Below are 23,232 nucleotides of genomic sequence, written 5' to 3' on the forward strand. Positions count from 1 at the left end.
GTTTTACCCCCTAAAGCGTTTCGCCCTTTACCCGAGGCATCAGCAAAAGGCGAAGCGCGTGCAACGAGTATACGCTGTGCTGCGTTTCGCGAAACTCCGTCGTCGAGGTTTTCCGCAAACCGCATTTCCCCAGAGGGTGGGCGTTTCAGCTGTCGTAGTCAATCGCGTGGCGCAGCTGCTTTTCGAATTCGAGCGCCTTGCCGGTGCCGAGGGCCACGCAGTTGAGGCTGTCATCGGCGATCGAGACGGCAAGGCCGGTCTGCTCGCGCAGGGCAAGATCGAGATCGCCGAGAAGCGCGCCGCCCCCGGTGAGCATGACGCCCCGGTCGACGATGTCGGCGGCGAGATCCGGCGGGGTCGCTTCCAGTGCGGTCATCACCGCTTCGCAGATCTGCTGAACCGGTTCGGCCAGCGCCTCGGCCACCTGGGCCTGGGAAATCTCGGTTTCCTTGGGCACGCCGTTCAACAGGTCGCGGCCGCGGATCTGCATCGAGGTGCCGCGGCCATCGTCGGGCATGCGCGCCGTGCCGATGGAAGTCTTGATGCGTTCGGCTGTGGCCTCGCCCACCAGAAGGTTCTGCTGGCGACGCAGGTAGTTCACGATCGCCTCGTCCATGCGGTCGCCGCCCACCCGGATCGAGCGGGCATAGACGATGTCGCCGAGGCTGAGCACCGCGACCTCGGTGGTGCCGCCGCCGATATCCACGACCATGTTGCCGGTGGGATCGGTGATCGGCATGCCCGCGCCGATGGCCGCCGCGATGGGTTCCGCGATCAGCCCCGCGCGGCGGGCGCCGGCGGACAGCACCGACTGGCGGATGGCGCGTTTTTCCACCGGGGTGGCGCCGTGGGGCACGCAGACGATGATCTTGGGCTTGGAGAAGGTCGAGCGCTTGTGCACCTTGCGGATGAAGTGCTTGATCATCGCCTCGGCGGTGTCGAAATCGGCAATGACGCCTTCGCGCATCGGGCGGATCGCCTCGATGCTGCCGGGAGTGCGGCCCAGCATCAGCTTGGCGTCCTCGCCCACGGCGAGCACTTTTTTCACGCCGTCCTTGACGTGGTAGGCCACGACCGAGGGTTCCGACAGGATCACGCCCCGCCCCTTGACGTAGACAAGCGTGTTCGCGGTGCCGAGGTCTATGGCCATGTCCGAGGTGAACAGGCCGGGGATCTTGTCGAATATGGACATGGGTGCAGGCAGTCCTGTGGTCTGAATAGGTCTCTGGGCCTCCGACTCGGGCAGTCGCAAGCCGACGTCCTTATAGTGGTGCGCCCGCGCGGGTGAAAGGGGCAGTTTGGCCCCTTGTAAGCGTCATCTTGCCATTTCGCGCCGGATGGACAGGGCGCGCTTTGTTGCGTAAGCGAGGCGCATGACGAAGCGCGAGGCATTCGAGATCGGCGGGCAGAGCGTGGCGCCCGGGGAACGGCGGACGGTCGAGGTGCCGGTGAGCACGCTGTCGGACCACACGCCGGTCAACCTGTCGGTCCATGTGATCCACGGCAAGAGGCCGGGGCCGGTCATGTTCGTGTCGGCCGCGATCCACGGCGACGAGGTGATCGGGGTGGAGATCGTGCGCCGGCTGTTGCGCGCGCGGCCCGTCGACACGCTGGCCGGCACGCTTCTGGCGGTGCCCATCGTCAATTCGTTCGGGTTTCTCAACCATTCGCGGTACCTGCCCGACCGGCGGGATCTGAACCGCTGCTTTCCGGGACTTGCGGAAGGGTCCATGGCCTCGCGGCTGGCGCATATCTTCATGGAGGAGGTGGTGCGCCGGTCGGATCTGGGGATTGACCTGCATTCGGCCGCCGTGCATCGCACGAACCTGCCGCAGATCCGGCTGAGCCCGGGCAACACGCGGCTGGAAGAGCTGGGCCGCGCCTTTGGCGCGCCGGTGATGATGACCTCGAAGCTGCGCGAGGGCTCGCTGCGGCTGGCCGCCGAGGGCGAGGGCGTCGATGTTTTGCTCTACGAGGGCGGCGAGGGGCTGCGCCTTGATGAGCTGGCGGCGCGGGCTGGCGTGGCGGGCGTGCTGCGGGTGATGCGCAAGCTGGGCATGATCGGGCAGAAGGGCGTGCCGCGGACCCGGGTAACGCCGGTGGTGGCCAATGAAAGCCGCTGGTACCGCGCGCCCGCCGCCGGGGTCTTTCGCGGCTACGTGGCCATCGGCGACGCGGTGAGCGAGGGCGACGTGCTGGGCGCCGTGACGGACCCGCTGGGCGCGCGCGACGTGGAGGTCGTGTGCCGCGAGGACGGGATCGTGATCGGCCGGTCGAACATGCCCGCGGTCTACGAGGGCGAGGCGCTGTTCCATGTGGCCGAGACGCCCCGGGCGGACGTCGCCGCCGAGGGGGTGGCGGCCCATCTGGAGGCCAAGCCGCTTTACGATGAGGACGAGATTATCTGAAGGGGTGCACGGCGGCGTGTTGAGCCGCGTGGTTTTTCGGCGGTTGTTTTGATCATGCCCTGTCCGCTGTGCGGAAAAAGCTGCCGGTCATAGGCACCGTTCTGATTGACGGGTCTGCGGACGAAGCCGGAAAAAGCCGCCGAATTGCTGTGAAACGCAGCTTACCGCACGTACTCACGTCCACCATCGCGACCCTTCCGCGTGGATTGATTTGACATCGGTCAAATCCAAAATTCGGCAAGCCCCATACATTTTCTTCATGACCATTTTGCCAACACGCAGCGAACTGTGCGTCGCATTCTTTACCATCAGCTACATCGCGTTGTTCACAATTTGGTTCTTTTCCATCGGTAACTACGAATTCATCATCTACGTTATGACTATGGCGGCATTAATGCTGCTGATCGGACTGTCTCTGCGCAAAGCGGAATACCCACCGTCAATGCTCTGGGCCCTGTCGGTCTGGGGCTTGGCACATATGGCCGGTGGTGGCGTGCCGATTGGAGAGGCTGTCCTCTACAATCTTGAGTTGATACCTATTTTCGATACGGAACGCTTGTTCATCTTGAAATACGATCAGCTGGTACATGCCTACGGATTTGGCATTACTGCGTGGCTTCTCCATCATCTTTTGGTCCGCCATTTCCCCGAAACAAGAGACACTATGACCGCACTTGTTTATCCGGCGTTGGCTTCGAGTGGGCTTGGCGCAGTAAATGAAATGATTGAGTTTTCGGCCGTGCTCGCAGTACCGGACACCAATGTCGGGGGCTACATGAACACGGCTCTTGATCTATGTTTCAACGCTTTGGGCGCTGCTCTTGCTATGACGATTATCCGGCTGAAAAAGGTCTGAAATCGGAAGTATTCGAGTTGTCTCGCGGGGTGACCGTTTGAAATCAGGGCTTCCGGTTCGGGTTTATCTTCTGTTGATACGCATCAATGATATCGATTGGATACACAATTTGAAGCGTCGTGAATGTTAGGCAGTCGCGACCGAAAATCGCCGCGCTTACTTCCATTGCGAGAATTAGCCCGATGACGCTCGCCGTCGAGATCGCATGGGCTGCAAAGAAACCGACCCACATCCAAACGTAATCCATCACCGAGTTCAGGATGCTGTCACCTTCGTAACCCTGATAAACCGTCACATCGCGAAACTTGCCAAGCACCCAATCTGTATGCTCGACGAGTTCCCACGCCATGCCTGTTACGATCGCAATGATCAGCAAAGCTGAAAAAGAAAGCCGCCCTTTCGCGAGACGCCCAAGCAAGATGATAAGCATGCCGTGAACGATATGTGAGAGCGTGTACCAGTCTGCGACATGCTGAGAGTTCCCGGAGGACCAGATGAACCCTTCCCACAGCTTCACGTATCCACATGTACAGATCGGCGGTTGTCCCCAGGCCCACAACGTCAACGCGACGATGACACCACCGAGCGCAGCCGCCAAATAGAGACCCTTGGTCAGCACGGGAATTGCTCTTGCATGTTGTCGCGACTTCCATCGTGGGCTCGTCGCCCTAGGCTTAGAAAATTGAACCGATTGTCAATTGCGGTGCGAACTTACCAATCTCAAAAAGATTCTGTCTGTTGGTGTGTCGACAATCGACGTCACAGGCACAATGGCCAATTTGGGTTCGAACCGGACTTTCGCCAGGAGTTCGTAGAGCGTCTGTTCTGCCGAAAGGGCTGTCCTTCGCCGCACGTCGGTCGGGCAGGCTTTTCCGCTTATGTCGTCTTGTCCCGGTTCTGCGGCAGCAGGAAAATGGACGTCGCCAGAAGCGAGAAGATAAGCTCGTAGACCTCCCATTTGCGGCTGACATCTATGGCCGCGATCACGAGGCTGGCGGCGAGGGCGAGCACCGCGTGGCGGGTACCGGGGACGGGGACGGCGAATTTGTCGGCCAGCCGCTTGATCCAGCCCACGCGCGGGTAAAGGAGCGGCAGGAAGACCAGATAGAGCAGGAGGATCGTGGTCAGGATCGGGCCGAAGAGCGTCTTGGCGAGGTGGAAATCGCCCCAGGGCGTCGGCACGATCAGGTTGTGCAGGTTGGTTTCCTGCTGCTTGTTGATCTCTTGGAAAGTCTCGCCAGTTTCCCAGCCGAAGATGCGCTGGCCCCACGAGATTTCCTCTCCGGCCGCGAAGAAGAACAAAAGCGTGTAGAAGACCGTGCACGCAACGGCAAGACCCGCGCCGCGCGCCTTTAGCGATCTGGCGTTCATCGCCAGCACGACGCTGGCCAGAAAGAGGAAGATCGCGGTGCCGTATTCCACGAACCCGTCTTCGCGCGCGTAGGTGAGCGAGAAGAAATCCGTGCTGTAGAAGAAGATGCCCACCGTAAGCACCAGCACCGCGCCGATGACGCCCAGAAGGATCTTGTCCAGCCGTTGAATGGTCGAAAGGGTCATAAGGCGCGCCTTTGCTCCTGTGGTCTGGCGCGGAGATAGGCGAGGCGGGCCGCCGCATCAAGCGCAAAGCCCCGCGCGGGTGGCGGGGCCTTGCCGGACGTCAGGCGGTTACGCGCTGTGGGCCGCCGGAACTCATCGAGGTGCCGATATAGGGATTCCCGGCCTTCTTCCATGCGCCGAAGCCGCCCTCCAGATGGGCGATCCGGTCGATTCCGGCATCGATGCAGGCGCGGGCCATCTTCTCGGACCGGATGCCAGAGCCGCAATGGAGCACGATCCGCTTTTCCGTCTGACCCGGCAGTTTATGCGGGTCGAAGAAGGGCATCGGAAAGAGCAGTGCGCCCTCGATATGCTCGAACGCGTATTCCTGGACCGTGCGGACGTCGATGAGGACGATCTCGTTGGCCTCAAACGCCTGAGCCACCTCGTCGATGCTCCAGGTCTCGAAGGTGGCGGGGCCGATGAATTCGGATTTCATGTCTGCCTCCGGTGTCAGAATTTGTTCGCGGGGATCTTGAAGTACCTGTGCCCGTCCGCCTCGGGGTCCGGGAGCTGCCCGGCGCGCAGGTTGGCCTGCAGCGCATAGAGCATCCGGTCGGGCAGGCCGAGCTTGGCGTCGCGGGTGTCGCGGATGTTCATGTAGGCCTCGCGCGTGCCGCCCTGCAGGTGCGGGTTGTTTTCGCGGTGGTCCTTGACGGTCGCCTCCCACGCGGGCTCTTTCCGGTCGCCCACGGGCGGATAGTCATGGCCGATGAAAAGCCGGGTGTCATCGGGCAACTCCAGGATGCGCATCAGGCTGTCGTAAAGCTGCGACGAGGAGCCGCCGGGGAAATCGGCGCGCGAGGTGCCGACATCGGGCTGCATGAAGGTGTCGTGCACGAAGGCCGCGTCGGAGCCCACCACATAGGTGATCGAGCCGAGCGTATGGCCGGGCGAGAGCATGACGCGCACGTCAAGCTCGCCGATCTTGAAGCTGTCGCCCTCGGCGAAGAGCCGGTCGAAATCGCGGTCGGGGTCGAAGATGTCGTGCTGGTTGTAATAATCGCTCCAGAGATGGGCGATCTCGCGGGTCTTTTCGCCGATGGCGTTGGGCGCGCCGGTCTGTTCCTTCAGCCAGTGCGAGGCCATCAGGTGATCGGCATGCGGGTGGGTGTCGAGCACCCATTCCACGGTGAGGCCTTGGTCGGCCACGAAATCGAGCGCGGCTTGCGCGCTTGTCGTCGTGGTGCGGGCCGAGGCCGGGTCGAAATCGAGCACCGTGTCGATCAGGGCGCATTCGCGGGTGGTGGGATCGGCCACGACATACTGGATCGAGCCGGTGGCCGGGTCGTGAAAACCCGTCACCTCGGGAGAGGTCGGGCCGGTGGAGGGGCTGGTGCGGTGAAACATTGGGGTCGCTTTCCTTGGTTTCACATGCAGATAATTGAATGTAATCCGGAACCCAACCCTTTGGGACAAAAAACTTGGTCGCGCCACGGATCACCACTGTAAAGCGACCTAGCAGAATCGGGCCGAGGCATGCTAGGTCTTGGGGTATGAACGATATCAGCCCCAAGATAAGCCCGGATCGACCGGTTATCCGCCAGCTTGACGACGGCGCGATCAATCGCATCGCCGCCGGTGAAGTGGTGGAGCGTCCGGCCTCTGCCGTCAAGGAATTGGTGGAAAACGCGCTGGATGCGGGGGCGCGGCGCATCGAGATAGACATCGCGGATGGTGGCAAGACGCTGATCCGGGTGACCGATGACGGCTGCGGGATGACGGCGGAGGATCTGCCGCTGGCGCTGTCGCGGCATGCCACGTCGAAGATCGACGGCAGCGATCTGCTCAATATCCATTCCTTCGGGTTCCGGGGTGAGGCGCTGCCCAGTCTTGGCGCGGTTGGGCGGCTCAAGATCACGTCGCGCGCCGGCGGCGAAGAGGCCGTGGCGATCACGGTCGAGGGCGGAAGAACGGGGGCGGTGACGCCTGCCGCGTTCAACGCCGGCACAAGGGTCGAGCTGCGCGATCTGTTCTATGCCACGCCGGCGCGGCTGAAATTCATGCGCACGGACCGGGCCGAGGCGCAGGCGGTGGGCGACGTGATCAAACGTCTGGCGATGGCCGAGCCGTTTGTGGGGTTCACGCTGCGGGACGTTTCGGGGGGCAAGGACCCGCGCGTGGTGTTCCGCGCCGATCCCGAGACCGGCGATCTTTTCGATGCGCTGCACGGGCGGCTGGCGCGCGTGCTGGGCCGGGATTTTGCCGAGAACGCGCTGCGCCTGGAGGCCGAGCGCGAGGGCGTGTCTATGACCGGTTACGCCGCGCTGCCCACCTATTCGCGCGGCAGTTCCGTGGCGCAGTATCTTTTCGTGAACGGGCGGCCTGTGCGGGACAAGATGCTTTATGGCGCGTTGCGCGCGGCCTACCATGATTTCCTGAGCCGTGACCGGCATCCGGCGGCGGCGCTGTTTCTCGACTGCGCGCCGAAACTGGTGGATGTGAACGTGCACCCGGCGAAATCCGAGGTGCGGTTCCGCGACCCCGGCGTGGCGCGCGGGCTGATCGTGTCGGGCTTGCGCCATGCGCTGGCCGAGGCGGGGCACCGGGCGTCGACAACCGTGGCGGGGGCGACGCTGGGCGCGATGCGGCCCGAACCTGTGAATCCGCGCATTTATCAGATGGACAGGCCCTCGCCTGCCGCGCGCGCCACGGCCTATCAGGCGCAAAGCCCGGGATTTGCCGAGATTGAGGGCGCGTGGTCGGCCCGGGTCGAGCCGGAGGTGGTGGAGCCCGCCGAGGAGGTGGAGCCGCAGGCGCGGCCGCTGGGCGCGGCACGGGCGCAGATCCACGAAAACTATATCGTGGCCCAGACCGAGAGCGGCATGGTTCTGGTCGATCAGCACGCCGCGCATGAGCGGCTGGTTTACGAGCGGCTCAAGCGGCAGATGGCCGAAAATGGCGTTGCGGGGCAGGCGCTGCTGATCCCCGAGATCGTGGAACTGAGCGAGGCCGAGGCGGCGACGCTGCTGGATATGGCCGAGGATCTGGCGCGGCTGGGGCTGGTCATCGAAAGCTTTGGCCCCGGTAGCGTTGCGGTGCGCGAGACGCCCGCGATCCTTGGACCGTGCGATGCGGCGGCGATGCTGCGCGACATTCTCGACGAGCTGGCCGATCAGGGCGCATCGCTCAGCCTGCAGGCCCGGATCGAGGCGATCCTGAGCCGCGTGGCCTGTCACGGCTCTGTCCGGTCGGGCCGCCGGATGAGCGCCGAGGAGATGAACGCGCTTTTACGCGAGATGGAGGCGACCCCCCATTCCGGGCAATGCAACCACGGGCGGCCCACCTATGTGGAGCTGAACCTGAGCGATATCGAGAGGCTGTTCGGGCGCACATGATCACGATCGGCGAGACGACCTATAGCCTTGAGGACCCGCTGGTGCTGGCCGCGCTGGGCGGGGCGGCGGTGCTGCTTTTGATCCTGTTCCTGCTGATCGCGGCAGTACGTGCGGCGGGCCGGTCGGCGCGGGCGCTGGATCCGCTGGCGGCGCAGATGGCCGGGCTGGGGCAGCGCGTGCAGGCGCTTGGGGACGGGCAAGAGCGGCTGGCGGGCGGTCTGCACCATGTCTCGGAAGCGCAGGCGCAAAGCCAGACGGCGATGCTACAGCTGATGGAAAAGCGGCTGGCCGAGGTGCAGGGCCAGATGAACGAGAATCTCTCAGGCTCGGCCCGGCGTACGGCGCAGTCCTTGGGCGATCTTCAACAGCGGTTGCAGGTGATCGACAAGGCGCAGGAAAATATCACCAAGCTGTCGGGCGATGTGCTGTCGTTGCAGGACATCCTGTCGAACAAGCAGACGCGCGGGGCCTTTGGCGAGATCCAGCTGACCGACATCGTCACCAAGGCGCTGCCGCGTGACAGCTATACCCTGCAGGCGACGCTTTCGAACGGCAAGCGCGCGGACTGTCTTATCCACTTGCCGAACCCGCCCGGCCCCATCGCCATCGACAGCAAGTTCCCTCTGGAGGCCTATGAGGCGCTGCGCCGGGCCACGACCGACTGGGAGCTGAACGAGGCCGCGAAGTTTCTGCGCACCTCGGTGAAAAAGCATATCAAAGACATTTCCGACAAATACATCCTCGATGGCGAGACCGCCGATGGCGCGTTGATGTTCCTGCCGTCCGAGGCGGTCTATGCCGAGTTGCACGCCAATTTCCCCGAACTGGTGCGCGAGGGGTTCGCCGCGCGGGTCTGGATCGTGTCGCCCACCACCTGCATGGCCACGCTGAACACGATGCGGGCGATCCTGAAAGACGCGCGGATGCGCGAACAGGCGGGCGCGATCCGGCGTGAGCTGGGGCTGTTGTTTGCGGATGTGGACCGGCTGGGCACGCGGGTTGAAAACCTTGACCGGCATTTCCATCAGGCGGCCAAGGATATCTCGGACATCAAGATCTCCGCCGACAAGGCCGGGCGGCGGGCCAGGCGGCTCGATAATTTCGACTTCGAGGAACTGGCCCCGGAGACCGAGCCGAGCGTGATCGCCCTGAAACGGGAGTGAGGCCGGGTGCGTGTCCGGCATGTGCTGCGCGCGCGGCAACAGTTGCGCGCGCGGCAACAGTAGGGCGGGCTTTCAGCCTGCGGCCCGGTCGGCGCGCCGCAGGGCGCGACGAAACGGGATTTTGTTAGCGCAGGATCAGTCTGGGGGCTGGGCCGATGGGGACGGGGCCGAGGCGGATGCGGTCGCCCGCGAAGGTGAGCGGGATATCGAGCGTGCGCGGGTTTCCCGCAAGCCCGGCAATGAGCGACAGCCCGTCTTCGAGCGTATCTGCCAGCCCCTGCGGCAGGGCGCCGGACGACACGGCCAGCCCGAGGATCTCGCGCCAGTTGCGGGCCTTGACGACGATCTCGCCCGTGGGCCGCCCGGCGGTGTCCACGTCAAGCTCGCCCGCCGCCTGCAGTTCGAGCCGGCCCCAGCGGGCCTCTGCCAAGCGCAGGCGGATCTGGCGCGGCTGCGGGCGGGCCTCCTCGATGGCGTCGAGATCCCAGGGCGTGTCGAATTGCACCGTCATGTCGGCGCGAAAGGCCTCGAAGGCGTCAGGCAGGGTGCCGCCGGGATCAAGCCGCGCCCGCCAGTCGAGCGCGGGCGCAAGCCCTTCGGCATTGAGCCCGAGACGGTAGCTTGCCTCGGCCCCGGCCAGGCGCTCGGCGGCGAGCGTGAGGCTTTGGGCGCGGGTGGGCTGGCTTTTACCGTCTTCGGTGACCGCCAGCGTCGTGGCGGTGAGCGTGAGCCGTTCGAGCGGCAGGCGCGGGCTCGCCTGGGTGACGAGGCTGGCGCGCATGTCCTCGCTTGCGATGTCGAATTTCTGCAGCGGGGTGGCGAGGCGCTGATCGTTGGGCCAGACCGCGATGATGTGGTTGGGCCGGTAGCTGAGCGCGAAGATCTGGAAGAAGGGCGCGTCCCAGGCGAGGCCGGTCGCGGGATCGGCGAGCGACACGTTGCTGATCGTGGTGTCGAAGCGGTTGGGAAAGCCGCGCGTGGTCAGCTCGCCGTACTCGGCCACCCAGCCCTCGGCGCGGCGCTCTTCGAACCAGCGCTGGAACGTGGTCTGGACGCTGGCCGAGCCCACCGCCCAGTAGCCCGCCCAGGCCCCGGCCACCACAAGGATGAGAATGAGGAGTTTGCGCATCTGCTCTCTGCCACTTTCATGTCTTTTGACGATGGTGTTTAAGCGGTCAAAAGCGCAAGGAACAGCAAAATGACGATGTGGGTGTTCGGCTATGGGTCGCTGGTGTGGAACCCCGGATTCGAGGCGCGCGAACGGGTGCTGGCGCGGCTTCCGGGCTATCACCGCAGCTTTTGCATGCGCTCGGTCCACCATCGCGGCACGCACGAGAATCCCGGTCTGGTGCTGGCGCTCGATGCACATGTGCCAAGCTATTGCAGGGGCGTAGCGCTGGCGGTGCACGAGGACGAGGAGGACGGCGTGCTGGCCTATCTGCGCGAGCGCGAGCTGATCTCCTCTGCCTATCTGGAAAAGCGGCTGACGCTCGATCTGCAGGACGGGCGGCAGGTTGAGGCGGTGACCTATGTGGTCGATGCCGAGCATGAGCAATATTGCGGCGGGCTCGACCTTGAAGAACAGGCGCAGATCATCGCGCGGGCCCATGGTGGGCGGGGGGCAAACACCGAGTATCTGTTTCAGACGGTGGCCCATCTCGAAGAGCTGGGAATTCACGATCGCGACCTTGACTGGCTGGTGCGGCGGGTGCGGGCGCTGACCGCATAAGCCCTTGGCTTAAAACCCCTCAGCGCGTAGGGTTGCGCGCAAGAAGAACAGTGCCGGGAGTTGTCCGGATGGACCAGCCGGACCGTGAGGTCGAGCCGCAGTTTTCGCAGCCGTTCAGGCAGATCACCTTGATGGTGGTCGTGCTGGCCCTGGTGGGCGGGCTGGCCTTTCTCGCGCTGCCGCGGGTGCTGCCGGTGTTCCAGGCGAACCCGTATCTCAACGGCTTCATCGTCTTCGTCTTCGTCATCGGCGTGGTGGCGTGTTTCTGGCAGGTAACCCAGCTGATCGGGTCGGTGCGCTGGATCGAGGATTTCGCCGCCGACCGCCCGGACGACGCTACGTCGAAGGCGCCGCAATTGCTGGCGCCGCTTGCGACGCTTCTGCGGCAGCGCGGCGCAAAGCGGCTCAAGATCGCGTCAGGCTCGGCGCGGTCGATCCTCGACTCGGTCGCCCAGCGGATCGACGAAGAGCGCGAGATCACGCGCTACATCGTCAACATGCTGATCTTTCTCGGGCTGCTGGGCACGTTCTATGGCCTGGCCACGACGGTGCCGGCGGTCGTCGATACGATCCGAAGCCTTGCCCCGCAGGACGGCGAGGGCGGGGTCGAGGTGTTCAACCGCCTGATGACCGGTCTCGAGGCGCAGCTGGGCGGGATGGGCGTGGCCTTTGCCTCGTCGCTTCTGGGGCTTGCCGGATCGCTGGTGGTGGGGCTGCTGGAACTGTTCGCGAGCCATGGGCAGAACCGGTTTTACCGCGAGCTGGAAGAATGGATGTCGACCATCACGCGCGTGGGCTTTGCCGGCGGGGATGGTGAGGGCGGACAGGACAGCGGCATGATGGCGGCGGTGGTCGATCACCTGGGCGAGCAGATGGAAAGCCTGCAGATGATGCTGACGCAATCGGATGTCAGCCGCGCCATGGTCGACGAAAAGCTGGGCGTGCTGGCGGATTCCGTCGAACGCCTGACCGCGCGGCTGGAACAGCAGGGCGGCAACGGCACCGACGCTGCGCTGCTGCGCGTCGCCGAGGGACAGGAGCGATTGCTGGACCGGCTTGAGGCGCGCGCCGAGCATTTCGGCGAAGGGCTTGATGCGGAAAGCCGCATGCGCCTGCGCTCGATCGATGTGCAGATGCTGCGCATTCTCGAAGAGATCAGCGCCGGGCGGCAGGAGACCATGACCGAGCTACGCACCGATCTGGGCGCGCTGTCGCGGGCCGTGTCGCAGATGGCAAGCGCGCGCCCGGATCGTCCGGGCGGGGGCAGCCAGGCCCGGGGACCGCGCGGCAGGTCCGACGAGGACAGCGCGGAGCAGGAGGGCTAACCGATGGCCCTGTCTCGACGCACCGGTGCCCGGTTCCAGGCGTCGATCTGGCCCGGCTTCGTGGACGCCATGACGGGTCTATTGCTGGTGCTGATGTTCGTGCTGACCATTTTCATGGTGGTGCAGTTCGTGCTGCGCGAGACGATCAGCGGACAGGCCAGCAAGCTTGATGAGCTATCGGCGGAGGTCTCGGCGCTGGCGCGGGCGCTGGGCCTTGAACAGGACAAGACCGCCAGCTTGACCGAGCGGGTGGGGCAATTGACCAGCACGCTGGGCGACGCGCGCGAGCGGCAGGCCCAGCAGGAGGCGCTGATCGCGTCGCTGCGGAGCCGGAGCACCGAGGCCGAGGCGGCGCTGGAGGCGGCTCAGGGCCGGATCGCCAGTTTCGAGGCGCAGGTGGCGAGCCTGCTGGCGCAGCGCGATAAGGCGCTGGGGCAGGTGGCCGAGCTTGAGCAGACCAACGAGACCCTTTTGAGCGAGCAGGAGCAGCTCAACCTGGCACTGGCCGGCCTGCGCGAAGAGGTCGACGCACAAACCGAGGCCGCGCGGCTGGCCGCGGCGCGGCGCGAGGCGTTGCAGGCACTGATCGAGGATCTGCGCCGGCAGGCCGCCGATGACGATGCGGCGCAGGCCGCGCTGACGGTCCGGGTCGATGATTTGCAGGGCGCGCTGAGCGAAGAGGAAGCCGCGCGGCTGGCCGAGGCGGCGGCCGCGGAGGCGTTGCGGGCGCGGCTGGAGGATGCCGATGCCGAACTGAGTGCGATGACGCTTGCGCTTGAGGAAGAGCGGCAGCGCGCGGAGAACACGCTGGCGCTTTTGGCTGCGGCCGAGGCGGCGCAGGAGGATCTCGATACGCGCCTGACCGCCGCGATCCTGGCGCTTGACGAGGCGCGCAGCGCCTCGGGTGAGGTGGCGGGCCTGCGGGACCGGGCGGCGCAGGCCGAGACCGAGGTGGCGCGGCTGGAGGCCGAGTTGAGCGCGGCGCGCGCCGGATTGAGCGAGGCCGAGGCCGAGGCGAGCGCGCAGGCGGGCACGGTGTCGGATCTGCAGGCGCGGCTGGCCGCGCGCGAGGCCGATTTGCAGGCCGCGCAGGCGCGCATCGCCGCGCTGGAGGCCGAACGCGATACTGTGGAGATGACCGCCGAAGAGGTGCGGGCCGAACTGCGCGCGGCGCTGGCCGCCCGGCTGGCCGCCGAACGCGACGCCGAAGCGCGTTTGAGCGCGGCCGAGGAGCGAGCCGCGCTTCTGGCGCAAGCGCGGCGGGAATTGTCCGAGCAGGAAGAGATCGCCACCGAGGCGCAGCGCCAGCAGGCGCTGCTGAGCCAACAGGTGAGCGCGCTGCGTGAACAGCTTGGGCAGTTGCAGGCGCTTCTCGATGATGCGCAGGTCCGCGAGGCCGCCGCCGAGGTGCAGCTGCAGTCGCTGGGCAACGAGCTGAACACCGCGCTGGCGCGCGTGGCCGCCGAGGAACGGCGCCGCCGTGAGCTGGAAGAGGCGGAGCGCCGCCGGCTGGAGGCGGAGCGCGAGGATCTGGAGCGCTACCGTTCGGAGTTTTTCGGGCGGCTGCGCGAGGTTCTGGGATCGCGCGAGGGGATCCGGATCGAGGGGGATCGGTTCGTCTTTTCCTCCGAGGTGCTCTTCGCGCCGGGCGAGGCGGAATTGAGCGACGCGGGCCGTGCCCAGGTGGCGCGGGTGGCGGGCATCCTGCGCGACGTGATCGACGAAATTCCGCAGGGCATCGACTGGGTGCTGCGGGTGGACGGGCATACCGACGACATCCCGCTGCGGCCCGGCGCGCAATACGCCGATAACTGGGAGCTGAGCCAGGCGCGCGCGCTTTCGGTCGTGCGCTATCTGATCGACGCGCAGGGTCTTCCGCCCGCGCGGCTGGCGGCCAATGGCTTTGGCGAGTTCCAGCCGGTGAATGGCGCGGATACGGCCGCGGCGCGGGCGCAGAACCGGCGGATCGAGTTGAAGCTTACCGAACGGTGATGTTGGCGTGGCGACTGGCGATGATCCGGCCGTCGCGGTCAAGCCGAACATAGCCGCGATAGATGCCGGGCGACCAGCCGCCGGCGGGCGCGCGGCGGCCATAGGCGCGGAAGAGCTGCGCCTGCGGGGCGTCGAGCAACAGTTCGGTTTCGAAAATACGCCCGCCGGGGCCATCGGCCCAGAGGGCGAGCGTGTCGCCGGGGCGGGCATAGAAGACATGCCCGTAAAGCACCAGCGCCGCATTCGGTGCGGCATCGGTCACGCGCGCGTCGCCGGATTTGACGGCGTCGAATTCCGGGACCGTTGTGGAGAACCCGGCGGTGAAAAGACCCGCGCGATCATAGGCCGGCGCGTCGTGCCAGAGCCCGTCGCCCACGGCGCTGCCGCAGGCGCCATCGATGGCCTCGGGCAGGAAGGGATCGACAACCGCGCCGTTTTTCAGCACGGACAAGTGGATATGCGGGGCGTTGGTCAGCCCGCTGAGGCCGACCTGCCCCAAGGGCATGCCGGTCTCGACCTCTTGTCCCTCGCGCACCGAAAGTGAGCCGTTTTTCATGTGGCAGTAAAGCGTTTGCCAGCCGTCGCCGTGGTCGATCCGCACAGCGTTGCCGCATTCGCGCCCCGCGATCTCGGCGCGGGTGGCGGCGGTGACGGGCGTGTCGGGCATGCCGTCGCGCATGGCGGCCACGCGCCCCGGCGCGGCGGCCAGCACGTCGACGCCGGCCTCCATCGCCTCGAACGAAAGCAGGTGGATATCCGTTCCGCGATGTCCGTCGCGGGATTTCAGGCCGCAGGTATAGTCACGCTGATCCGGGCCCGGATCCAGGTCAACGTAATCCTCGATGTAGCAGGTGGTGCCCAGAGTGCAGTCGATGGGCAGCGACAGGGCCGGGGGATCGGCCAGCGCCGGCGCGGCGAGCGTGAGCCCGAGGATCGCGCCGGCGGTGAATTTCATTACTCTGCGGTGAGCAGAGGCGGCTTGCCGCCCGACAGGCGCGGGCGGTCGGGGCCGTCGATGCGCAGGTCGATCTTGCCGTCCTTGACGCCCACCTTGACCACTCCGCCCTTGGCGAGCTTGCCGAAGAGCAGTTCCTCGGCCAGGGGCTTCTTGATGTGCTCCTGGATCACGCGGCCCAGCGGGCGCGCGCCCATCTTGTCATCATAGCCTTTTTCGGCCAGCCACTCGGCGGCGGGCTTGGTGAGTTCGATGGTCACGTTGCGATCCATCAATTGCGCCTCGAGCTGAAGCACGAACTTCTCGACCACTTGCAGGATCACCTCTTTCGGCAGCGGCGCGAAGGAGATGACCGCATCCAGACGGTTGCGGAATTCCGGCGTGAACGTGCGTTCGATCGCGGCGGTATCCTCGCCCTCGCGGCGGTCGCGGCCGAAACCGATGGCGGCCTTGGCCTGTTCGGCAGCGCCGGCGTTCGAGGTCATGATCAGGACCACGTTGCGGAAGTTCACCGTGCGGCCGTTGTGATCGGTCAGGTTGCCGTGATCCATCACCTGCAGGAGGATGTTGAACACATCCGGGTGCGCCTTTTCAATTTCGTCGAGCAAGAGCACACAATGCGGGTGCTGATCGACGCCATCGGTCAGCAGACCACCCTGATCGAAGCCGACATAGCCCGGAGGCGCGCCGATGAGACGGCTGACCGCATGCTTTTCCATGTATTCCGACATGTCGAAGCGCAGCAGTTCCACGCCGAGTGTGTCGGCGAGCTGTTTGGCGACCTCGGTCTTGCCTACGCCGGTGGGGCCGGCGAAGAGGTAGTTGCCGATGGGCTTTTCCGGCTCGCGCAGGCCCGCGCGGGCCAGCTTGATCGCCGAGGACAGCGACTCGATCGCCTTGTCCTGGCCGAAGACCACGCGCTTGAGCGAGGCCTCAAGATCTTTGAGCACCTCGGCATCGTCCTTGGAGACGTTCTTGGGCGGAATGCGGGCGATCTTGGCCACCACGGCCTCGATTTCCTTGGTCCCGATGGACTTGCGCCGCTTGGAGGCCGCGACCAGATGCTGGGCGGCACCCGCCTCGTCGATCACGTCGATGGCCTTGTCGGGCAGCTTGCGGTCGTTGATGTAGCGCGCAGCCAGATCCACTGCCGACTTGATGGCGTCATTGGTGTATTTGACCGAATGATGCTCCTCGAAATAGGGCTTGATGCCCTTGAGGATCTTGATCGCGTCCTCGACGGTCGGCTCGACCACGTCGATCTTCTGGAAGCGCCGCGACAGGGCGCGGTCCTTCTCGAAATGCTGGCGGAACTCCTTGAAGGTGGTGGAGCCCATGCAGCGCAGCTTGCCGCCCTGAAGCGCGGGCTTCAGGAGGTTGGAGGCGTCCATCGCGCCGCCCGAAGTGGCGCCGGCGCCGATGACGGTATGGATCTCGTCGATGAACAGCACCGCGTCGGGATGCGCCTCGAGCTCGGTCACAACGGCCTTGAGCCGTTCCTCGAAATCGCCGCGATAGCGCGTGCCGGCCAGAAGCGCGCCCATGTCGAGCGAGAAGATCGTCGTCTTGGACAAGACCTCGGGCGTTTCGCCCTGCACGATCTTGTGCGCGAGGCCTTCGGCTATGGCGGTCTTGCCCACGCCGGGATCGCCCACGAGGAGCGGGTTGTTCTTGCGCCGGCGGCAGAGCACCTGGATGCAGCGCTCGACCTCGCTGTCGCGGCCGATCAGCGGATCGACATCGCCCTTGCGCGATTTCTCGTTGAGGTCGACGCAGTATTTGGCGAGCGCGGATTCCCCGCTCTCGACCTGATCGGACTCGGTTTCGGATTTTGCGTTTTCGTTCTCGGCACCGTCGACGCCCTGAACCGGGCGCGATTCACCATAGGCGGGGTCCTTCGCCACGCCATGGGCGATGAAGTTGACCGCGTCGTAGCGCGTCATGTCCTGTTCCTGAAGGAAATAGGCGGCGTTCGACTCGCGCTCGGCGAAGATCGCCACGAGCACGTTGGCGCCGGTCACTTCGGTCCGGCCGGAGCTTTGGACGTGGATCGCCGCGCGCTGGATCACGCGTTGGAAGGCCGCGGTCGGCACGGCCTCGGACCCGTCGATATCCGTGACCAGGTTGGACAGATCGTCGTCGATGAATTCCACCAGCGTCGTGCGCAGATCCTCGGTGTCGACGCTGCAGGCCTTGAGGACGCGCGCGGCGTCGGGTTCGTCGATGAGGGCGAGCAGGAGATGTTCGAGCGTCGCGAATTCGTGCTGCCGGGCGTTGGCCAGCGCCAGCGCCGCGTGGATTGCCTGTTCCAGCGTGTTCGAGAATGACGGCACGGTGGTGCTCCTTTTTCTGGGCGTCGGCGAGTGTTTCTACCTTTGCCTTATACGGTTAAAGTTTGGTCGATCCCGCCGCGCCTTCAAGGTTTTTTTCACTGTATCCGATCACTTTTCCCGTCGATCCCCTGTATTTGCTCATTTTGTGTGATCAGAAATTATCCTTGCGTGTCCGGATTTCAGCGAAGACTTCGGCGGGGTCGGCTCCCGTCATGCCCAGATGCGCCTGCACTGCGGGATCGGCGGCGCGCAGAAACGGGTTTGTCGCCAACTCTTCATACAGTTTCGAAGGCACGGTGGGCCCGCCCTTGTCGCGGGCGGCCTCGACTTCTTTTGCTCTTGAAATAAGCTTGGAATTGTCGGGGTCAATGGTGAGCGCGAAGCGGGCGTTGGCCTGGGTGTATTCGTGACCCGAGCAGATCGTCGTCTCGGGCGGTAGCGCGGCGAGCTTAGACAAGCTTTCCCACATCTGCGGCATGGTGCCTTCGAAGACCCGGCCACAGCCCAAAGCCATCAGGCTGTCGGCGGTGAAGGCCACCGCGCTTTGCGGGAAATGAAAGGCGATATGACCGATCGTGTGACCCGAGACGTCGATCACTTTGCCTGTCTCGTTGCCGATGCTGACGGTGTCGCCGTCATTGAGCGCAAGATCGAGTTTGGGCAGGCGCGCGGCGTCGGCGGCGTGGCCGACCACCTTGGCCGGGTGGCGCGCCAGAAGTTCGTCGAGCCCCTGCACGTGGTCGGCATGGTGGTGGGTGATCAGAACGAGGCTCGCGGTCCAGCCCTTGTCGCCTAGCGCCTTGAGGATCGGCGCGGCCTCGGGCACGTCGATCACCGCCGTTTCGCCGGTCTCGGGATCGTGGGCGAGATAGGCGTAGTTGTCGGACAGGCAGGGTACGGTTTCAATCTGCAAGGTCATGGTCTTTTCCCAATTCGCCGTTAGAGTTGGGCCCGAGAGTGACCGAACATGGACCGGGCTGCAATGCATCTCGACGTACAGGATTTGCGTAATTTCTATTACCGCAGCGCGCTGGGCCGCGCGGCGCAAAAGGTGCTGCGCAGCGAGATCCGCGCCTTGTGGCCCGAGGCCAAGGGGCAGACCGTGGCGGGGTTCGGCTTTGCCGTGCCGTTCCTGCGGCCCTATCTGGAAACCAGTCGCCGGGTCGTGGGGCTGATGCCCGCGCCGCAGGGCGTGATCCGCTGGCCGCAGGATGCGCCCAATGTGAGCGTGCTCTGCGAAGAAACGCTGTGGCCGCTGGAAACCGGACGCGTGGACAAGCTCTTGCTGGTGCACGGGCTGGAAACCTGCGACCGGCCAGGTGATCTTCTGGAGGAATGCTGGCGCGTGCTTGGCCCGGGGGGCTCTGCGCTTTTCGTGGTGCCCAACCGCGCGGGTCTTTGGTCGCGCTCGGATCGCACGCCATTCGGGTTTGGCCGGCCCTATAGCCAGACGCAGCTTGAAACACAGCTGAAATCCCACGGGTTTCTGCCAGAACGGCACGAGACCACGTTGTACCAGGTCCCGTCCGAGCGGCGACTTTGGCGCAAGACGGCGGGTGTGTGGGAGCGCATGGGCGGACGGCTGTCCTGGGTGATGGCGGGCGGTATCCTGATCGTAGAGGCCAGCAAACGCGTGCATGCCCCGACAAGCGGCACGGCGATCAAGGACACGGTGCGCAAGCCGCTGGAAGTCCTGCAGCCGAAGCCCTCGGCCAAGCCCGTCTAGCCGCGCCGCAGACCCATTCCGAGACGATGAAGGATCCAGCCGAACGCGAGCCCCGCAGCCACGCCGACGCCGTCGGCCACAAAGTCAAGCCATTCCGCGCCGCGTCCGAAACTTGGCTGGATCACCTCGATCAGCCCGCCGTAGATCAAGGCGAGCGGCGCGAGGCGCAGGGCGAGCCGCGGGCGGACGCAAGCCAGCGGCAGCACTAGAAGGGCGAAGGCGCCGGCGTGCAGATGCTTGTCGGTCAGGATCCATTGCGGCCCTTCCGGCCCGGGGGGCCTTAGCGTGCCCCACGCGATGCCGAGAGCGATCAGGCAGGTGAGATATGCAGCGGCACGGACCATGCGCGAAGACATGCGCCAGCCATGGAAGAAATGCAAAAGGATTGGGCTGGGCCGCACTTTAGCGCCGGGAAACGTATCGCATTTGCCAGAATTTACGCCGCCGGCTCGGGGTGCGGAGGCTGGGGCTGGAGTGATAGCGGTAACGTGATTTGCGGCTTCTTGACGGTGGATTGTGCAGATGCGGCATGGGGGAATCGAAAAAACCTGTCCGAAACAGTCATTTTTTAACACTCGATTCATGCGCATTGAGTCGCAGTTCAGGTAAGTCATTGAAATCGCGAAATATCCCTTGGCGCACGCCCGGCCCCAAGCGGCTTGCCCGACCGGGGCGGCTCTGCTACACCCCTGCCGAATTCCGGTGATTTCGCGATCACCGTCTCCAAACCTCTCGTTCCAGGCGGCCATCGTGCCGTCTTTCTTGCACGCGAGGGGATAGATAACCGGAAGGGTGGACGTGTCCGAACCAGCTTCGATCTCTACCGGCATCGCAGAGCGCTATGCCACCGCGATTTTCGAGCTTAGCAAGGAAGCCAAGTCTCTGGCCAAGCTCGAAGAGAACCTGACCGATCTTTCCGCCGCCTACGAGGCCAGCGCCGACCTGCGCGACCTGATCGCCAGCCCGGTGGTCAGCCGCAGCGAGCAGCAGGCCGCGATCACGGCCGTGGCGGACAAGATGGGCCTTGTCCCCGAACTCAAGAAGGGTCTCGCGTTGATGGCGTCCAAGCGCCGTCTTTTCGTGCTGCCGCAGCTTGTGCGCCAGCTGCGCGAGATGATCGCGGATGACAAGGGCGAGGTGACCGCCGATGTGACCAGCGCCGTCAAGCTGACCGCCGCCCAGTCCAAATCGCTTGCCGAAACGCTCAAGAAGACCGTGGGCAAGGACGTGAAAATCAATGCGACCGTCGATGAAAGCCTCATCGGCGGTCTTGTCGTCAAGGTTGGCTCGAAGATGATCGATACCTCGATCCGTTCGCGCCTCAATTCCCTACAGAATGCAATGAAAGAGGTCGGATAAATGGGTATCCAAGCTGCAGAGATTTCTGCGATCCTGAAGGACCAGATCAAGAATTTCGGTCAGGACGCCGAAGTGGCCGAAGTGGGCCGCGTTCTTTCGGTGGGTGACGGGATCGCGCGCGTGCACGGCCTCGACAATGTGCAGGCCGGCGAACTCGTCGAGTTCCCGGGCGGCATCATGGGCATGGCGCTTAACCTCGAAGCCGACAACGTGGGCGTCGTGATCTTCGGCTCGGACCGGGCGATCAAGGAAGGCGACACCGTCAAGCGCACCAAGTCCATCGTGGACGTACCGATCGGTGACGCGCTTCTGGGACGCGTGGTCGACCCGCTGGGCAACCCGCTTGACGGCAAGGGCCCGATCAAGACCGACACGCGCGGCGTCGCCGACGTGAAAGCACCGGGCATTATCCCGCGTAAATCCGTGCACGAGCCGATGGCCACCGGCCTCAAATCCGTGGACGCGATGATCCCGATCGGCCGTGGCCAGCGGGAGCTTATCATCGGCGACCGTCAGACCGGCAAGACCGCCGTGGCGCTCGACACGATGCTCAACCAGAAGAGCTATAACGACGCCGCGGGCGACGACGAGAACAAGAAGCTTTACTGTGTTTACGTCGCCATTGGCCAGAAGCGGTCCACCGTGGCCCAGCTGGTGAAGAAGCTCGAAGAGAACGGCGCCATGGAATATTCCATCGTGGTCGCCGCGACCGCGTCCGAGCCCGCACCGCTGCAGTATCTCGCACCCTATTCCGCGACCGCGATGGCCGAGCATTTCCGCGACAATGGCCGCCATGCCCTGATTGTGTACGATGACCTGTCGAAGCAGGCCGTGGCCTATCGCCAGATGTCGCTGCTGCTGCGCCGCCCGCCGGGCCGTGAAGCCTATCCGGGTGACGTTTTCTACCTCCACTCCCGCCTGCTGGAGCGGTCGGCGAAGCTTAACGAGGATAATGGCGGTGGGTCGCTGACGGCGCTGCCGATCATCGAAACCCAGGGCGGCGACGTGTCGGCCTTTATTCCGACCAACGTGATCTCGATCACCGACGGTCAGATCTTCCTTGAGACGGAACTGTTCTATCAGGGCATCCGCCCCGCCGTGAACACCGGTCTTTCGGTGTCTCGTGTGGGCTCGTCGGCGCAGACCAACGCGATGAAATCCGTCGCCGGCCCGGTTAAGCTGAGCCTCGCGCAGTACCGCGAGATGGCCGCTTTTGCGCAGTTCGGCTCCGACCTCGACGCCTCGACCCAGCGCCTGCTGAACCGTGGTGAGCGTCTGACAGAGCTGATGAAGCAGCCGCAATATTCGCCCCTGACCAATGCCGAGATCGTCTGTGTGATCTATGCCGGCACCAACGGCTATCTCGACAAGATCAAGGTCGATCAGGTCGGGCGTTTCGAGGAAGGTCTGCTGAATCACATGCGCACCAAGCGCAAGGACATCCTCGACTGGCTCACCGATGAGGATCCGAAGATCAAGGGTGACGCCGAGGACAAGCTCAAGGCGGCTATCGAAGAGTTCGCAGCCGACTTTGGATAAGGGGGTGACGAGGCAATGCCGAGTCTGAAGGACCTAAAAAACAGGATCGAGTCGGTCAAATCGACCCGCAAGATCACCAAGGCCATGCAAATGGTGGCCGCCGCGAAACTGCGGCGGGCACAGGACGCGGCCGAGATGGCCCGCCCCTATGCCGAGCGGTTCAACGCGGTCATGTCCAAGCTGGCCGCATCGGTCGGCGACGCGGAGAATGCGCCGCGCCTTCTGTCGGGCACCGGCAAGGACGATGTGCATCTGCTGGTCGTCATGACCGCCGAGCGCGGTCTTTGCGGCGGCTTCAACTCGAATATCGCCCGTCTTGCGCGGACCGAGATCGAGTCGCTCAAGAGCAAGGGCAAGACGGTGAAGATCATCACCGTGGGCAAAAAGGGGCGCGATGCGCTCAAGCGTGATTTCTCGGATCTCTATATCGACCATGTCGATATGACCGACGTGAAGAACGTAAGCTATGCCGACGCGCAAAAGATCGCCAAGAACGTGCTGGAACGTTTCGACAACGAGGAATTCGACGTCGCCAAGATCTTCTACTCGGAGTTCGAAAACGTGGTGACGCAAAAGCCGACCATACAACAGGTGATCCCGTTCGATGTCGAGGACGTCGAGGAAACCGATGAAGAGACGTTCTATGATTTCGAGCCGAGCGAGGAAGAGATCCTGCGCGATCTGCTGCCACGCGGCGTGGCGATGGCGATCTTCAGCGGCCTGCTGGAAAACGGCGCCTCGGAACAGGGTGCCCGGATGTCGGCCATGGATAACGCGACGCGCAACGCAGGCGAGATGATCGACAAGCTGACCATCGAATACAACCGTTCGCGTCAGGCCGTCATCACCAACGAGCTGATCGAAATCATTTCGGGCGCAGAGGCGCTGTAGGCACAATGACCGCTGAAGCAAT

The 23,232-nt window shown here is 64.5% G+C and carries 21 protein-coding genes; 11 read left to right on the forward strand and 10 right to left on the reverse strand.

The annotated features are described in order from the left end of the window. Positions 1-145: 145 nt before the first annotated feature. A complete protein-coding gene (locus EZV60_RS08610) occupies positions 146-1,192 on the reverse strand; it encodes a rod shape-determining protein (RefSeq protein ID WP_135504392.1) in 1,047 nt (348 codons plus the stop codon). Positions 1,193-1,373: 181 nt separating this feature from the next. On the opposite strand from EZV60_RS08610, the gene EZV60_RS08615 reads away from it, so the two are divergent. Beyond that, positions 1,374-2,408, forward strand: coding sequence for a succinylglutamate desuccinylase/aspartoacylase family protein (locus EZV60_RS08615; RefSeq protein ID WP_135504394.1), 1,035 nt, complete (start codon positions 1,374-1,376; stop codon positions 2,406-2,408). Between the two features lie 259 nt (positions 2,409-2,667). Next, on the forward strand, positions 2,668-3,264 hold the full coding sequence (locus EZV60_RS08620) for a DUF2238 domain-containing protein (protein WP_135504396.1): 597 nt from the start codon (positions 2,668-2,670) through the stop codon (positions 3,262-3,264). A 43-nt stretch (positions 3,265-3,307) separates the two neighbouring features. Here EZV60_RS08620 and EZV60_RS08625 read toward each other — a convergent pair whose 3' ends face one another. The 4 genes from EZV60_RS08625 to EZV60_RS08640 form a co-directional block, all read right to left on the reverse strand. After that, the gene (locus tag EZV60_RS08625) at positions 3,308-3,883 is read right to left on the reverse strand and encodes a DUF2585 family protein (RefSeq protein ID WP_167853486.1); all 576 of its coding nucleotides are present in this window, start codon (positions 3,881-3,883) and stop codon (positions 3,308-3,310) included. A gap of 257 nt (positions 3,884-4,140) precedes the next feature. After that, positions 4,141-4,821, reverse strand: coding sequence for a hypothetical protein (locus EZV60_RS08630; RefSeq protein ID WP_135504400.1), 681 nt, complete (start codon positions 4,819-4,821; stop codon positions 4,141-4,143). Positions 4,822-4,921: 100 nt separating this feature from the next. Further along, positions 4,922-5,299, reverse strand: a complete 378-nt coding sequence (locus EZV60_RS08635) for a rhodanese-like domain-containing protein (RefSeq protein WP_135504402.1) — start codon at positions 5,297-5,299, stop codon at positions 4,922-4,924. Positions 5,300-5,313: 14 nt separating this feature from the next. Further along, the gene (locus EZV60_RS08640; protein WP_135504404.1) at positions 5,314-6,210 is read right to left on the reverse strand and encodes an MBL fold metallo-hydrolase; all 897 of its coding nucleotides are present in this window, start codon (positions 6,208-6,210) and stop codon (positions 5,314-5,316) included. Between the two features lie 146 nt (positions 6,211-6,356). Here EZV60_RS08640 and mutL point away from each other — a divergent pair, with 146 nt between their 5' ends. Continuing rightward, positions 6,357-8,198, forward strand: a complete 1,842-nt coding sequence (mutL, locus tag EZV60_RS08645; protein WP_135504406.1) for a DNA mismatch repair endonuclease MutL — start codon at positions 6,357-6,359, stop codon at positions 8,196-8,198. Beyond that, on the forward strand, positions 8,195-9,361 hold the full coding sequence (locus tag EZV60_RS08650) for a DNA recombination protein RmuC (RefSeq protein WP_135504408.1): 1,167 nt from the start codon (positions 8,195-8,197) through the stop codon (positions 9,359-9,361). The genes mutL and EZV60_RS08650 overlap by 4 nt, the downstream gene beginning before the upstream one ends. Before the next feature lie 124 nt (positions 9,362-9,485). On the opposite strand, the gene EZV60_RS08655 is transcribed toward EZV60_RS08650, so the two are convergent. Then, on the reverse strand, positions 9,486-10,490 hold the full coding sequence (locus tag EZV60_RS08655) for a DUF2125 domain-containing protein (RefSeq protein WP_135504410.1): 1,005 nt from the start codon (positions 10,488-10,490) through the stop codon (positions 9,486-9,488). Positions 10,491-10,559: 69 nt separating this feature from the next. On the opposite strand from EZV60_RS08655, the gene EZV60_RS08660 reads away from it, so the two are divergent. From EZV60_RS08660 to EZV60_RS08670, 3 genes are all read left to right on the forward strand, one after another. After that, positions 10,560-11,090, forward strand: coding sequence for a gamma-glutamylcyclotransferase (locus tag EZV60_RS08660; protein WP_167853487.1), 531 nt, complete (start codon positions 10,560-10,562; stop codon positions 11,088-11,090). Positions 11,091-11,158: 68 nt separating this feature from the next. Continuing rightward, a complete protein-coding gene (locus EZV60_RS08665) occupies positions 11,159-12,415 on the forward strand; it encodes a biopolymer transporter ExbB (RefSeq protein WP_135504412.1) in 1,257 nt (418 codons plus the stop codon). 3 nt (positions 12,416-12,418) lie between these two features. Then, positions 12,419-14,407, forward strand: a complete 1,989-nt coding sequence (locus tag EZV60_RS08670; RefSeq protein ID WP_135504414.1) for a peptidoglycan -binding protein — start codon at positions 12,419-12,421, stop codon at positions 14,405-14,407. Here the strand turns inward: EZV60_RS08670 and EZV60_RS08675 are convergent. The 3 genes from EZV60_RS08675 to gloB all read right to left on the reverse strand — a co-directional run bounded on the left by EZV60_RS08675 (position 14,394) and on the right by gloB (position 18,614). After that, positions 14,394-15,362 (reverse strand): M23 family metallopeptidase, encoded by a 969-nt coding sequence (locus tag EZV60_RS08675; RefSeq protein WP_135504417.1) that lies wholly within the window; start codon positions 15,360-15,362, stop codon positions 14,394-14,396. The two genes, EZV60_RS08670 and EZV60_RS08675, sit on opposite strands and share 14 nt — an antisense overlap. Beyond that, on the reverse strand, positions 15,362-17,695 hold the full coding sequence (gene clpA, locus EZV60_RS08680; protein ID WP_135504419.1) for an ATP-dependent Clp protease ATP-binding subunit ClpA: 2,334 nt from the start codon (positions 17,693-17,695) through the stop codon (positions 15,362-15,364). Before clpA ends, EZV60_RS08675 begins: the two co-directional genes overlap by 1 nt. 151 nt (positions 17,696-17,846) lie before the next feature. Next, entirely contained in the window at positions 17,847-18,614 is a 768-nt protein-coding gene (gene gloB, locus EZV60_RS08685; protein WP_135504421.1) for a hydroxyacylglutathione hydrolase, read from the reverse strand. A 63-nt stretch (positions 18,615-18,677) separates the two neighbouring features. Between gloB and EZV60_RS08690 the strand changes: the two genes are divergently transcribed. Then, on the forward strand, positions 18,678-19,421 hold the full coding sequence (locus EZV60_RS08690; protein WP_135504699.1) for a class I SAM-dependent methyltransferase: 744 nt from the start codon (positions 18,678-18,680) through the stop codon (positions 19,419-19,421). On the opposite strand, the gene EZV60_RS08695 is transcribed toward EZV60_RS08690, so the two are convergent. Continuing rightward, a complete protein-coding gene (locus EZV60_RS08695) occupies positions 19,418-19,777 on the reverse strand; it encodes a VanZ family protein (protein WP_135504424.1) in 360 nt (119 codons plus the stop codon). The genes EZV60_RS08690 and EZV60_RS08695 overlap by 4 nt on opposite strands. Positions 19,778-20,213: 436 nt before the next feature. On the opposite strand from EZV60_RS08695, the gene EZV60_RS08700 reads away from it, so the two are divergent. Genes EZV60_RS08700 through EZV60_RS08710 form a run of 3 tightly spaced genes read left to right on the forward strand, consistent with a single transcriptional unit; the run spans position 20,214 to position 23,210 of the window. After that, on the forward strand, positions 20,214-20,780 hold the full coding sequence (locus EZV60_RS08700; protein WP_135504426.1) for a F0F1 ATP synthase subunit delta: 567 nt from the start codon (positions 20,214-20,216) through the stop codon (positions 20,778-20,780). Then, positions 20,781-22,319: a F0F1 ATP synthase subunit alpha gene (gene atpA, locus EZV60_RS08705; protein WP_135504428.1), complete on the forward strand. Its 1,539-nt coding sequence runs from the start codon at positions 20,781-20,783 to the stop codon at positions 22,317-22,319. A gap of 15 nt (positions 22,320-22,334) precedes the next feature. Further along, positions 22,335-23,210 (forward strand): F0F1 ATP synthase subunit gamma, encoded by an 876-nt coding sequence (locus EZV60_RS08710; RefSeq protein ID WP_135504430.1) that lies wholly within the window; start codon positions 22,335-22,337, stop codon positions 23,208-23,210. Positions 23,211-23,232: the final 22 nt, after the last annotated feature.

The sequence above is a fragment of the Roseovarius aestuariivivens genome (assembly GCF_004761875.1).
Taxonomy (GTDB): domain Bacteria; phylum Pseudomonadota; class Alphaproteobacteria; order Rhodobacterales; family Rhodobacteraceae; genus Roseovarius; species Roseovarius aestuariivivens.

Excerpts from the sequence above, each read along its gene's own strand:
- EZV60_RS08610 (WP_135504392.1), bottom strand. The coding sequence starts at position 1,192 with ATGTCCATATTCGACAAGATCCCCGGCCTGTTCACCTCGGACATGGCC.
- EZV60_RS08615 (WP_135504394.1), top strand. The coding sequence starts at position 1,374 with ATGACGAAGCGCGAGGCATTCGAGATCGGCGGGCAGAGCGTGGCGCCC.
- EZV60_RS08620 (WP_135504396.1), top strand. The coding sequence starts at position 2,668 with ATGACCATTTTGCCAACACGCAGCGAACTGTGCGTCGCATTCTTTACC.
- EZV60_RS08630 (WP_135504400.1), bottom strand. The coding sequence starts at position 4,821 with ATGACCCTTTCGACCATTCAACGGCTGGACAAGATCCTTCTGGGCGTC.
- EZV60_RS08635 (WP_135504402.1), bottom strand. The coding sequence starts at position 5,299 with ATGAAATCCGAATTCATCGGCCCCGCCACCTTCGAGACCTGGAGCATC.
- EZV60_RS08640 (WP_135504404.1), bottom strand. The coding sequence starts at position 6,210 with ATGTTTCACCGCACCAGCCCCTCCACCGGCCCGACCTCTCCCGAGGTG.
- mutL (WP_135504406.1), top strand. The coding sequence starts at position 6,357 with ATGAACGATATCAGCCCCAAGATAAGCCCGGATCGACCGGTTATCCGC.
- EZV60_RS08650 (WP_135504408.1), top strand. The coding sequence starts at position 8,195 with ATGATCACGATCGGCGAGACGACCTATAGCCTTGAGGACCCGCTGGTG.
- EZV60_RS08655 (WP_135504410.1), bottom strand. The coding sequence starts at position 10,490 with ATGCGCAAACTCCTCATTCTCATCCTTGTGGTGGCCGGGGCCTGGGCG.
- EZV60_RS08660 (WP_167853487.1), top strand. The coding sequence starts at position 10,560 with ATGACGATGTGGGTGTTCGGCTATGGGTCGCTGGTGTGGAACCCCGGA.
- EZV60_RS08665 (WP_135504412.1), top strand. The coding sequence starts at position 11,159 with ATGGACCAGCCGGACCGTGAGGTCGAGCCGCAGTTTTCGCAGCCGTTC.
- EZV60_RS08670 (WP_135504414.1), top strand. The coding sequence starts at position 12,419 with ATGGCCCTGTCTCGACGCACCGGTGCCCGGTTCCAGGCGTCGATCTGG.
- EZV60_RS08675 (WP_135504417.1), bottom strand. The coding sequence starts at position 15,362 with ATGAAATTCACCGCCGGCGCGATCCTCGGGCTCACGCTCGCCGCGCCG.
- gloB (WP_135504421.1), bottom strand. The coding sequence starts at position 18,614 with ATGACCTTGCAGATTGAAACCGTACCCTGCCTGTCCGACAACTACGCC.
- EZV60_RS08690 (WP_135504699.1), top strand. The coding sequence starts at position 18,678 with ATGCATCTCGACGTACAGGATTTGCGTAATTTCTATTACCGCAGCGCG.
- EZV60_RS08695 (WP_135504424.1), bottom strand. The coding sequence starts at position 19,777 with ATGTCTTCGCGCATGGTCCGTGCCGCTGCATATCTCACCTGCCTGATC.
- atpA (WP_135504428.1), top strand. The coding sequence starts at position 20,781 with ATGGGTATCCAAGCTGCAGAGATTTCTGCGATCCTGAAGGACCAGATC.
- EZV60_RS08710 (WP_135504430.1), top strand. The coding sequence starts at position 22,335 with ATGCCGAGTCTGAAGGACCTAAAAAACAGGATCGAGTCGGTCAAATCG.